This is a genomic window from Neorhizobium alkalisoli, assembly GCF_007829835.1.
In the GTDB taxonomy this organism is placed as follows: domain Bacteria; phylum Pseudomonadota; class Alphaproteobacteria; order Rhizobiales; family Rhizobiaceae; genus Neorhizobium.
This window is the reverse complement of the sequence record NZ_VIWP01000002.1, coordinates 1-11,753: the sequence shown is the minus strand read 5'-3', so window position 1 is coordinate 11,753 and position 11,753 is coordinate 1. Positions and strand designations below refer to the sequence as shown.

Below are 11,753 nucleotides of genomic sequence, written 5' to 3'. Positions count from 1 at the left end.
CGATACCATGCCTGTTTATCTCGGAAAGCGGCTGCTGGTCGCGATCCCGACCCTGTTGATCATCTCGATCTTCGTCTTTTCGCTGCAGAAACTGCTGCCGGGCGACCCGATCCTCGCCATGGCGGGTGAAGAGCGCGATCCGGCGACGCTCGAATTCCTGCGCGCAAAATACCATCTCAACGACCCGATCATCGTCCAGTATTTCTCCTGGCTCGGCGGCATCCTGACCGGCGATTTCGGCATTTCGCTGCGCACCAACCAGCCGGTGCTGGAACTGATCGGCCAGAAACTGCCGGTGACGATCCAGCTCGCCGTCATGGCGATGTTCTTTGCGATGATCATCGGTATTCCGATCGGCATTCTCGCCGCCGTCAAGAAGAATACCTGGATCGATTACGTCGCCAATATCGTTGCTTTGTCGGGGCTTTCCATTCCCAATTTCTGGCTCGGCATCATGCTGATCCTGCTCGTTTCGGTAAAACTCGGCTGGCTGCCGGCATCCGGCTACGAATCGATCTTCGTCGATCCGGTCCGGTCGATCCAGACGATGATCATGCCGGCCTTCGTGCTCGGCAATGCGCTGGCCGCCACCCTGATGCGCCACACGCGCTCGGCCATGGTCGGCGTCATGAATGCCGATTACATCCGCACCGCCCGCGCCAAAGGCCTGTCGCCGCGCCAGGTTGTGCTCAGCCACAGCTTTCGCAATGCGCTTCTGCCGGTGATCACCCTGCTGGCGCTGTTGTTCGGCGAGCTTCTGGCCGGCGCCGTTTTGACCGAACAGATCTTTACCATTCCCGGCTTCGGCAAGATGACCGTCGATGCCGTCTTCAACCGCGACTATGCCGTCGTTCAGGGCATCGTGCTCTGCACCGCGGTCGGCTTCATCCTGATGAACCTGCTTGCCGACATGGCCTATGTCCTGCTCAACCCGCGCCTGCGGGCAACCCTGTGAGGCTGGCACCATGACCACAGTCGATCAAGCAACCCCCGTCGCCGCCAAGCGCGAACAGAGCCGTGCCCAAAACCGGGCATGGCGCAAGATGAAACGCAACAGGAGCGCGCTGGTCGGGCTCTGCATCGTCGCCTTTTTCGCCATCCTCGCCATCCTCGCTCCCTTGCTGCCGATCCCTGATCCGATCGCCACCAGCTGGTCGGCGATCCGCAAGGCGCCATCCGCCGCCCATTGGCTCGGCACCGACGATCTCGGCCGCGATATTCTCTCGCGGATGATCTGGGGCGCACGCGCCTCGCTGATGGCCGGCGTCTTTTCCGTGGCGATCGCCGTCTGCATCGGCGTGCCCTTCGGCCTCGTCGCCGGCTACTTCGGCGGCTGGGTGGATATGGTGATCTCCCGCGTCACCGAAGCACTGCTTGCCATGCCTTTTCTAATCATGGCGATCGCGCTCGCCGCCTTCCTCGGCCCGAGCCTCACCAATGCGATGATCGCGATCGGCCTCTCGGCCATGCCGCTCTTCATTCGCCTGACACGCGGCCAGGTTCTGGCAGTCAAGACGGAGGATTATGTCGAGGGTGCCCGCGCCGTCGGCCTCAATCACTTCGAGATCATGACCCGCTACATCCTGCCCAATGTCGTGGCGCCGATCATCGTCCAGGCGACGCTGACCATCGCCACCGCCATCATCGCCGAGGCGAGCCTCTCGTTCCTCGGTCTCGGCCAGCAACCGCCGGCACCCTCCTGGGGTTCGATGCTGAATGTCGCGAAGAACTTTCTGAGCCAGGCGCCATGGATGGCGATGTGGCCGGGGATCGCGATCTTCCTCGTCGTCATCGGTTTCAATCTTCTCGGCGACGGCCTGCGCGATGCGCTGGATCCGCGCGAAGCCTAAGCATTTCAAGGAATAGAGACATGAGCGACTTTACCACCCGCCCGGAAATTCTCGGCACGTTCGGCGTCGTCACCTCGACGCACTGGATCGCCTCTGCCGTCGGCATGGCGATCCTCGAAAAGGGCGGCAATGCCTTCGATGCTGCGGTCGCGACCGGCTTCGTGCTGCAGATCGTCGAGCCGCATCTCTGCGGCCCCGGTGGCGATATGCCGGCCGTTTTCTATTCGAAGAAAAAAGACAAGGTCGAGGTCATCTGCGCGCAGGGGTCGGCACCATCAGGTGCAACGATCGACCATTACACCGCCGAAGGCCTGAAACTGATCCCCGGCGACGGCCTGCTCGCGACCGTCATTCCCGGCGCCTTCGACGGCTGGATGCTGATGCTGCGCGATTACGGCACGATGACCGTTCGCGAGGTTCTGGAGCCGGCGATCTATTACGCCGAATACGGCCACCCGATGCTGCCGCGCGTGTCGAACACGATCAAGGGACTGGCGGAGTTCTTCAAGAAGGAATGGCCGACTTCCTACGAGACCTGGGTACCGGGCGGTTCCGCGCCTGAGCAGCATTCCAGCTTCAAGAATCCGGTTCTGGCCGAAACCTGGAAGCGCATCATTGCCGAATCGGAAGCCAGAACCGTCCGCGAGGACCAGGTCGAGGCCGCCCGCGACGCCTTCTATCGCGGCTTCGTCGCGGAAGCGATCGACACCTATCTGAAGACTGCCGAAGTGATGGATGCGAGCGGCATGAAGCACAAGGGCGTGCTGACAGCCGAGGACATGGCCAATTGGCGCGCCACGATCGATGCGCCGCAGACCTATGATTATCACGACTGGACGGTGGCAAAGACGCAGGCCTGGGGGCAGGGACCTGTCCTCCTGCAGTCGCTCGCCCTGCTGAAGGGTTTTGACCTCTCCGCCATGGATCCGTCCGGCCCGGATTTCGTCCACACGGTCGTCGAGGCGATGAAGCTCGCCTTTGCCGATCGCGAAGTCTATTACGGCGATCCGGAGTTCGGCCAGATCCCGACCGAATTTCTCCTCTCCGACGGTTATAACGATGAGCGCCGCAAGCTGATCGGTTCCACGGCCTCACTCGACCTGCGCCCCGGCACGGTGCCGGGTTACGAGCGCCAGGTCGATGCGACCATGGCCATGCTCGGTCAGATGAGTGGCAAGGGCGCGGTCTACGAACCGACCATGTCGCACCTCACGGAAAAGCGCGGTGATACCGTGCATATCGACGTCATCGACCGCTGGGGCAACATGGTCTCGACGACGCCCTCCGGCGGCTGGCTGCAGTCCTCGCCGATCATTCCCGGCCTCGGTTTTGCGCTGAATTCCCGTGCCCAGATGTTCTGGTTGAAGGAAGGCCTGCCGACCTCGCTCGCGCCGGGCAAGCGCCCGCGTACGACGCTTACCCCGTCGCTTGCCCTGCATCAGGGGCGTCCGTCCATGGTGTTCGGCACGCCGGGCGGCGACCAGCAGGACCAGTGGCAGCTGCCCTTCTTCCTGCGTTACGTCCATCACGGCAAGAACCTGCAGGCATCGATCGACATGCCGCTGTTCCACACCTCGCATTTCCCCGGTTCCTTCTACCCGCGCACCAGCTCGCCGGGCGAAATCATGGTGGAAAGCAATATCGGCGTGGAAGCGCTCGACGAGCTGCGCCGTCGCGGCCACAAGGTGACGGTCGCCGATCCCTGGACGGTCGGCCGCCTGACCGCCGCCCGCCGCGATGCCGACGGCCTGCTGCGGGCTGCCGCCACGCCACGCCTGATGCAGGCCTATGCGGTGGGGCGCTGAACCATGACCTGGTCGATCGTCGCGCGTGATCCTGAGACGGACCATCTCGGCAGCGCCGTCGCCAGCCGCTTCTTTTCGGTCGGCAGCGCTGTGCCGCATATCAGGGGCAGGGTCGGCGCCATCGCCACCCAGGCATTTGTCAGCCCGCTTTACGGCACAGATGGCCTCAAGCTTCTGGATGAAGGCATGGCGCCGGCCAAGATCATCGAGACGCTGACCGCGCGCGACGACGGCCATCGCCAGAGACAGATGCACCTCATCGACGCAGACGGCCGCAACGCCGCCTATACCGGCGAAAACTGCATCGACTGGGCCGGCCATCTGGTCGACGACAATGTCTCTGTCGCCGGCAATATGCTCGCCGGCCCCGAGGTGATCGCCGAGACGCTGCGTGTCTACAAGGAGCGCGCCGCCGCGGGTGCGCCGCTGGCCGAGCGTTTTCTCGACGCCATGGATGCCGGCGAAAAGGCCGGCGGCGACAAGCGCGGAAAACAATCGGCGGCGATCGTCATCTATCGCGACCAGGATTATCCCTGGCTGCGTCTCCATGCCGACGACCACGCCGATCCGCTTGCCGAACTGCGCCGCCTCTATACGGTGGCTCAGGAACGGTACCTGCATGTCGCCGAAACCATGCCGACCCGCGAAAACCCGCATGGCATGATCGACCGGCGCGTCATCGACGAAAAAATCGCTGCCCTTGAGGCCGAACGGCTCGCCGAAGGCCGTCCGTCCGCCTCCTTTGCCACTCCGTTGAAATCGCGATGAAGGAAGTTTTGATGAGCGCTTCGCCCGTCCTTTCCGTCAAGAACCTCACCACGTCCTTCCTCGTCGATGGCGAGTGGAAGCAGGTTGTCCGCAACGTCTCCTTCGATGTGCATCCCGGCGAGACGGTCGCGATCGTCGGCGAGAGCGGTTCCGGCAAGAGCGTCACGTCGCTCTCCATCATGCGCCTTCTGTCGCCGGCATCAAGCCGCATCGAAGGCGAAGTCCTGCTGTCGGGCAGGAACCTGCTGTCGCTGCCGGAAAGCGAGATGCGCGGCGTGCGCGGCAATGACGTCTCGATGATCTTTCAGGAGCCGATGACCTCGCTCAACCCGATTTTTACGATCGGCCGCCAGATTTCCGAGGTCCTGACGCGCCACAAGGGCCTGTCGAAACAGGAGGCGCGCGCGGAAACCGTACGGCTTCTGGAAAAAGTGCGCATCCCGAATGCCTCGTCGCGTTTCGACGAATATCCGCACCAGTTTTCCGGCGGCATGCGCCAGCGCGTGATGATCGCCATGGCCTTGGCGTCGAAACCGAAACTATTGATCGCCGACGAGCCGACGACCGCGCTTGATGTCACCATTCAGGGACAGATCCTCGACCTCATAAAAATCCTGCAGGAAGAGGAGGGCATGTCGGTCTTGTTCATCACCCATGACATGGGCGTGGTCGCCGAGATCGCCGACCGCACGATCGTCATGTATCGCGGCGAACAGGTCGAGACCGGCCCGACCGAAGACATCTTCCACCACGGCAAACACCCTTATACGCGGGCGCTTCTCTCAGCTGTGCCAAAGCTTGGTTCGATGCAGAACCACGCATGGCCGACGCGATTCCCTGTCGTCGACATGGCGACGGGCGAGGCGGCCGAACCCGTCGAGGTCGCCGGCACGATTACCGGCGGCAAGACGCCGGTTCTGGCGGTGAAAAACCTCGTCACCCGTTTCCCGATCCGCTCCGGCCTGCTGTCTCGGCAGACCGGCGCCGTGCATGCGGTCGAAAACGTCTCCTTCGATCTCTTTCAGGGTGAGACCCTGTCACTGGTCGGTGAATCCGGCTGCGGAAAATCGACGACGGGCCGCTCGATCATGCGCCTCGTCGAGCCGACGGCCGGCGACATCCAGCTCGATGGTTACGACGTTCGACGCCTCGATCAGGTCAGTCTGCGCGGCATGCGCAAATCCGTGCAGATGATCTTTCAGGATCCTTTCGCCTCGCTCAACCCGCGCATGACGGTGGGCACGGCAATCGCCGAACCCTTCATCAAGCACAAGCTCGGGACGGCCAAACAGGCGAAGGAGAAGACCGCGGATCTCCTGGAAAAGGTCGGCCTCTCCGCCGATATGGCAAAACGTTACCCGCACGAATTCTCCGGCGGTCAGCGCCAGCGTATCGCGATTGCCCGCGCCCTGTCGCTCGACCCGAAGGTGATCGTCGCCGACGAAAGCGTGTCTGCACTCGACGTGTCGATCAAGGCGCAGGTCTGCAATCTTCTGCTTGACCTTCAGCAGAACCTGAATCTCGCCTTCCTGTTCATTTCCCACGACATGGCCGTGGTCGAACGGGTGAGCCATCGGGTGGCGGTCATGTATCTCGGCGAGATCGTCGAGATCGGTCCGCGTGCCGCCGTCTTCGATAATCCGCAGCATCCCTATACGAAAAAGCTGATGGCCGCCGTGCCGGTGCCGGATCCGTCCCGCCGCGGCATTCGGCGCGGGATCTCGAATGACGAGCTGAAAAGCCCGGTGCGCGACATGGATTACCAGCCGCCGAAGCGGGAATATCGCGAGGTCTCGGCGGGGCATCTGGTGCAGGTGGGGTGACTGCCAGCTTGGCAACCGCTTTGACGTCTGCCCCTCACCCTAACCCTCTCCCCGCATGCGGGGAGAGGGGACGTGCCCCGCTCGGTGTCGAGAAAATGGTGGCGCCGCGGCATATCCCTTCTCCCCGTCAAGACGGGTAGAAGGGTCCGAAGGACGCAGGCGGATGAGGGGCAATCGCCGACGCTCAGATCAGCCTTAGCCCCTTCAGGCTGGCATGCCCGTCCTTGCCGATGATGATATGATCATGGACGGTGATCCCGAGCGGCTTTGCCGTATCGACGATCGTCTTCGTCATATCGATATCGGCCCGCGACGGTGTCGGGTCGCCACTTGGATGATTGTGGACCAGAATGATCGCCGTCGCTGACAGTTCCAGCGCCCGCCGCACCACTTCGCGCGGATAGACCGGCGTGTGACCGGCGTATGATCGGGGTATGATCGGGGTGTGATTGACTTAAAAAGCCAGATTTCCAGTCAGCGAACGACTAAGTCACTGATTTACTGTAGCTTTATAAGCGCTCGTTAGCATATTCCATTTTGAGTTCGTTTATCGGGATAGACCGTAAAATTAACTCAATAATTAGCAGTGCTAACAACACACAGGCGATATTAAATACTATCACCGGCAGCATTTCAAGGGCGATTAAACAGTTGTTACGGGCGGCGCCTTCGCTGCCTCAAGATCGATCTTCACTGGTTCCCTGAAAAGCTATCGATTTTCGACTGACAACAAAAAAGGTCCGGAACCTAAGCGCCGGACCCTTTGTCTATTCATAGCTCAATGCTTCTGACGACCTGCTCTGTCATATACGGCATCAAGCCCGGTCATGTACGGCTCGATTTCTGCAAAGTCGCAGGCTTCTTCGCACGGTGTCCAAATGTCAGTGCCTTCGTCATCCTTAGTCGCATACTCGCACTGAATGCGGGCGCTACCAGCTTCTGGCAATGTATCCCGGACGCGATAAAGCTCACCGTTGGTGAAGTATGATCGTTCGGCGATGACCACTGTGCCGTCGATGTTGATGCCGTCCATGCCGTGAAAGATGTCCTCGATCTTTCGAACCTGCTCGCGATAGACAGCGTCCTTCAGCTCAGCCGGATCGATAGTAATTACTGCATTTTCGTAATCGAACTCACCGATCTTGCCATCCAGCCAAGGCACGCGAACATTGAACTTGCCCTCGATTGTGCCGGTTTTCGCAGAGCGACCGAAGCTGGTAAAATTGATTTTGGTTTTCATATGCGTATCTCCTAGAAATGTTTTGCTACGGTTATTTAGCTAGCCGCTTATTCTGACTTGATCGTCGCCACCGGCAGGGCCTTCACATGTCTCCGGACATAGGTCTTCAGCGCTTCAAGATCGTCACCGCTGAGTGACTTTCCGTCCTGCATCGCGACGATAGCGCCAGCATCGCCGTCCATTTCAGCGAGCAGTTTCCGTGCGGCTGAGAGCGGCACCTCTTCCAGACTGAATGATACCGCTGTCGTGGCGTCGATGCTGTCGATCTGATCGGCTGTAGTTGCGATCTCGATAGCGAGTGCCAGCACGAACCTTTTCCCGCCGCGCTGAATGATTTGGATTTGGCTGTCTGTCTGTTGCAGCCCAATAAGTATGGCTTTGATCAATGTATTTCTCCCTGATGCTTGCAGGGATATTTAGATAATCCGGCGTCTTAGTTTCCGATATCGGTGTTCGAACTCTGAAAAACTGAAAATCGCTAAATAAAATTGCAAGCGTTTATTAAGGAGATTTTCAAATGACTATTCAAAGCAACACCGTATTTCAAAGTGCATCCGTCGCTTCTATCAAAATCGATAGCGACATTATCTTTGCCGACGTCCGCAACCTCTTTGCAGACTACAATGCTCGCAAGGCCCGCAAATCGGTCAATCAGATTTTCGATGAGATGCACGCCGCAGGCAAAACCCGACACGGCTTCAGCACGTCCACCGATACAGAGCAGGCCTCACTGTGGAACTGCTGGAAAAACATCTGCAATCGCACAAGCAACCCGAACCACCCGCGCTACAAAGACTATGGGGCGAGGGGCATTCAAAATCATTTCAAGTCGTTCGAAGAGTTTGCTCGCTGTGTCGAGTTCCGACCGGGCGTTGGCTACTCGATTGACCGCATCGACAATGAGAAGGGATATGAGCCCGGTAATCTGCGCTGGTCCACGATTGTCGAACAGAACAACAATACCCGACGCAATAAAAAGGCCCACTAAGGGGCCTACCTCTTTTGGTGGAATTGACCCACAGGCTTCGCGTTAGCATCGTGCGAGCAAATGGGGGTTGATATGACTGACAACGAATTGGAAGCGGACGGAAAACAGGACAGCCTATCGGCGCTCTCTAAGTTTCTCCGTCGCTTACGGGCATCTAAGCAAATCAGCAGCGATAGCAAGCGGGACAAAACTCCGCTGCGTGCTGAGAACGACCAATAGACATTTTGCTAGTAAACGCCGCGATGATTTACAAATCCAATGCAAGCCGCGTCAACTTCGAACATACTCGCATCAAAGCAGGAAATCATCAGCGTACATCTTCACAGCCTCCCCGATGTGAATCGCGAAATCCGCTTTTTTGTCGCCGTTCACATCTGCATAGACATAGGTGTCGGACTTATCTTTCACATAACGCAATTCGCCAGCATGACCGCTGAAACTCTTTGAGCCTAGCCAGTCAAAATCTTGATCTCCGCTGACCTTCGTATTGGCGTCGATTGGCGATAGGTCGATCAAATCTCGAATGTTGTATTGGGAGAAATGATCCCATTCCGCGATCAGGTCCGGCGCTTTGAGCGTGCTTTCTTTGATGGATTTGTAAAGAAACGTATCTGAACCAGCTCCGCCGACGAGTACGTCCTTTCCTCTGCCGCCATATAGCACGTCGTCGCCGCCTTTAGCGTATATTTTATCATCACCAGCGCCAGCGATTATTTTTTCCATTCCATCTGTGCCGACGAGCCTGTCGGCGTGGTTCGTCCCTCGGTAGTCGTTCAATGTATCAATTGGGTCGAACGACAAATAGGTGTTGGCGACCAAATTGCCTGACGTATCACGAGCCTGAAGACTGACCCCGAAACCTTCAACCCGCCAACTAAAAAAATTCAGATCGTCATCGCTGGCGACTACAAGCTTACTGCCCTCGATTTTGAAGGCGTTCGTGTCGATTGAATCGCTGTAGAGAACCGTCTCGGCATACCAGTATTGTTGACGCTGGATGGAGAAACTTAGCTGATCCGATGTATATCCATCGACAGAAAGCGATGCCATTATCGTTCCGAGTGGCGCGAGTTCTACGATCTCGCCATTGAAGTCAGTCGTGGTGATTTGTCCAACCATTGCCAGAACTCCCAGTGATCGCTCGTTGATTTTATGTTGACGGCGAGAATTCAACTTTTCCACGGAATGGAAAAAAGCTCGCGTAGACGCTCGAACCACGCGAGCCTAGTGGGCGCTGCTCTATGAACGAAGCAACGCGCAGATAAGTTTAGCTCCGTGCGACATTACATCAATTCCACCAAAAGAGGTAGTAAGCGCTGTCGTTCGCAAATGACGACAGCCCGCACAGCTTCTCTTCTGTGCGGGCCTGCTGACCGCACCAGCTTGTCCGAAAAGACAGGCGTCAGCCATAAGGACTCTACGTCCTGCGGCTTCCAGCACAAGCTGATCAAAAGATGTAGATCGTTCTCAAGAAAAAAACCGCGCCTTGGATAAGAAAGCGCGGGCTAATTCGATGGGAATGCTAAACTGGACTTCAGAGGGGATGTCCAAGGAAGAAATTAGGACGCTAATGTTTCGTTTCAAGCCGCTTTCTTGCGCGTCTTCGGCTTCAGGGCTGCTAGTTCAGCTTTTATGGTTTCCAGTTCGACAACAAGCTCTTGAACGGTCGCAACAGTCGCAACTGAGATCGCCTTTTCATCGATGTACAGCAGCTCATCCGGGTCGTCCGGATTGATCGGGTTCACTGCGGCAGAGATAGCTTCACGGGTTTCCTGAGAAATCCAGCCGAGTTCAACCTTGTCGATGCCTACACGCTTGTACCAACGCGGTCGAAGAGCCATGAGGTTGTCACGACCGATATCGTTCGCATCGACAATGTCATATTTCGTTCGACGGTCGGAGAGGTTTTCGTAGGTGCCGCCTGCACGAACATGAGCAGCCACGGTACCGTTGCCGTTCATAAAACGCACGATAGGATCACCAGAGCTGCGAATTGTGGTGGGACCGCTACCGGAATTAAAGTAAAAACGTAGACCACCTTCGTTGTCAGTAAGCCACGTATTCACAAGACGCTGCATGAAGTAGGCGTTGCTGAGACCACCGAGAGTGTTCGCGTTGCCCGCACTAGTGGCGTAGTTCACGCTGAAGTTCAACGGGTTGTAAAGATAGCTATTGCCTGAGTCGCCAGCGCCCCACATCCAAGTCGGCTGACCGCCTTGTCCTGACCAATGGAAATTCGCATATCCAGAACCATTGAGCAGTAATTGGTTTGCACGCGTTGCAGTCGTCGCGGTAGCAGCATTACCACCAGCATTGCCGGTGATGTTGAGCGAATAGGTGCCGCCGTTATTGATGACGACCGTCGTGCCGTTGTGCTGAAGTGCACCCGCTTGAAAATTCACAAGGTCAGAAGACTTGTTGTAATACCACGGCGACTTGTTCGCGGCAGGGTAATACAGACCGGTCTGGGTCGAATTGCCGTAAAAATAGGTACCGGCATCGCCGAACGAAATCTGACGCTCAGCACCTGCCGCCAAGGCAATGTTGCCGGTGGCGCTGATACCGGCTGTGGAGATCAGTCCAGCACCCGTAACGCTGCCTGTCGAAGAAATTGCAGCCGTCGAAGTCAAACCGGCTGTGTTGATCGAACCAGCGACGGTCAGATTGTTCGCCGATACCGTCAGGGTGTTCGAGGTGCCGACCGTCAGCACTGCATTGTTCCCGACCATACCAAATCGGACATTGGTATTAGCTGCTGTGTTCGACGTGTTGGTGAAAAGAAGACCGGGCGCTGAATCGGTGATGTTCAGTACACCGGTCAGCTTGGCATTGTGCTTCTCGTTCGAGATAATGCGGAAGCTCGTGCCATCGTAATATGCCTCAACCGCATCGCCGGTCTTGATCTGACCAGCAGACAGGGCTTCGCCGCGCTGGCTCAACAGGGACTTTGCGCCCAAGCCGTTGATGTTAATCGTCGCAGCACCGGTATTGTCTGCATGGGCGAAGAAGCGGTAAATCTCGCCTTTGTTGTAGGCTGTAGGCGCGACAAGGTAGGTCAGCACGTAGGCTGGCGATGTGCCAGTCGTCGTGTAGATCAGGTTCGAGCGGACAAAATCACGTTTGGCTGCGCCGCGAATGGCACGGATGATCGGCGCGACAGAGCTTGGGCTGTATCCGCCTTGAATGTTGATTTCCACTGAGAGCTGACCCGGCGCAGCCCGATATTTCCATTGAGAATTGACCCATGTTTCAACCGTCCCTCGCATGTTTTCAGCGGGG

At 57.8% G+C, this 11,753-nt stretch carries 10 protein-coding genes and 1 pseudogene; 6 read left to right on the top strand and 5 right to left on the bottom strand.

The genetic code is table 11. The features are described from left to right. Nucleotides 1-7 precede the first annotated feature (7 nt). Genes FHW37_RS05770 through FHW37_RS05750 form a run of 5 tightly spaced genes read left to right on the top strand, consistent with a single transcriptional unit; the run spans nt 8 to nt 6,246 of the window. A complete protein-coding gene (locus FHW37_RS05770; RefSeq protein WP_145633908.1) occupies nt 8-955 on the top strand; it encodes an ABC transporter permease in 948 nt (315 codons plus the stop codon). A 10-nt stretch (nt 956-965) separates the two neighbouring features. Further along, complete coding sequence (locus FHW37_RS05765; RefSeq protein ID WP_145633906.1) at nt 966-1,850, top strand: ABC transporter permease; 885 nt, start codon at nt 966-968, stop codon at nt 1,848-1,850. Between the two features lie 20 nt (nt 1,851-1,870). Beyond that, nucleotides 1,871-3,655 carry a gamma-glutamyltransferase family protein gene (locus FHW37_RS05760; protein ID WP_145633903.1) on the top strand — a complete coding sequence of 595 codons (1,785 nt, stop codon included), beginning with the start codon at nt 1,871-1,873 and terminating at the stop codon, nt 3,653-3,655. A 3-nt stretch (nt 3,656-3,658) separates the two neighbouring features. Then, on the top strand, nt 3,659-4,423 hold the full coding sequence (locus FHW37_RS05755) for a DUF1028 domain-containing protein (protein ID WP_145633901.1): 765 nt from the start codon (nt 3,659-3,661) through the stop codon (nt 4,421-4,423). A gap of 11 nt (nt 4,424-4,434) precedes the next feature. After that, a complete protein-coding gene (locus tag FHW37_RS05750; protein ID WP_145633899.1) occupies nt 4,435-6,246 on the top strand; it encodes an ABC transporter ATP-binding protein in 1,812 nt (603 codons plus the stop codon). 184 nt (nt 6,247-6,430) lie between these two features. Here the strand turns inward: FHW37_RS05750 and FHW37_RS05745 are convergent. The 3 genes and pseudogenes from FHW37_RS05745 to FHW37_RS05735 form a co-directional block, all read right to left on the bottom strand. Then, nucleotides 6,431-6,661, bottom strand: a pseudogene (locus FHW37_RS05745) (JAB domain-containing protein); the annotation flags it as partial. A 363-nt stretch (nt 6,662-7,024) separates the two neighbouring features. Continuing rightward, nucleotides 7,025-7,486 carry a hypothetical protein gene (locus FHW37_RS05740; RefSeq protein ID WP_145633897.1) on the bottom strand — a complete coding sequence of 154 codons (462 nt, stop codon included), beginning with the start codon at nt 7,484-7,486 and terminating at the stop codon, nt 7,025-7,027. Between the two features lie 47 nt (nt 7,487-7,533). Further along, the gene (locus FHW37_RS05735; RefSeq protein ID WP_145633895.1) at nt 7,534-7,872 is read right to left on the bottom strand and encodes a hypothetical protein; all 339 of its coding nucleotides are present in this window, start codon (nt 7,870-7,872) and stop codon (nt 7,534-7,536) included. A 131-nt stretch (nt 7,873-8,003) separates the two neighbouring features. On the opposite strand from FHW37_RS05735, the gene FHW37_RS05730 reads away from it, so the two are divergent. Next, complete coding sequence (locus FHW37_RS05730) at nt 8,004-8,474, top strand: hypothetical protein (RefSeq protein ID WP_145633891.1); 471 nt, start codon at nt 8,004-8,006, stop codon at nt 8,472-8,474. A 291-nt stretch (nt 8,475-8,765) separates the two neighbouring features. On the opposite strand, the gene FHW37_RS05725 is transcribed toward FHW37_RS05730, so the two are convergent. Together FHW37_RS05725 and FHW37_RS33465 are read right to left on the bottom strand one after the other, a co-directional pair. Continuing rightward, nucleotides 8,766-9,593, bottom strand: coding sequence for a calcium-binding protein (locus FHW37_RS05725; protein WP_145633889.1), 828 nt, complete (start codon nt 9,591-9,593; stop codon nt 8,766-8,768). A 461-nt stretch (nt 9,594-10,054) separates the two neighbouring features. Next, nucleotides 10,055-11,753: tail fiber domain-containing protein (locus FHW37_RS33465; protein ID WP_186458168.1), on the bottom strand; the 1,699-nt coding region annotated here is incomplete at its 5' end.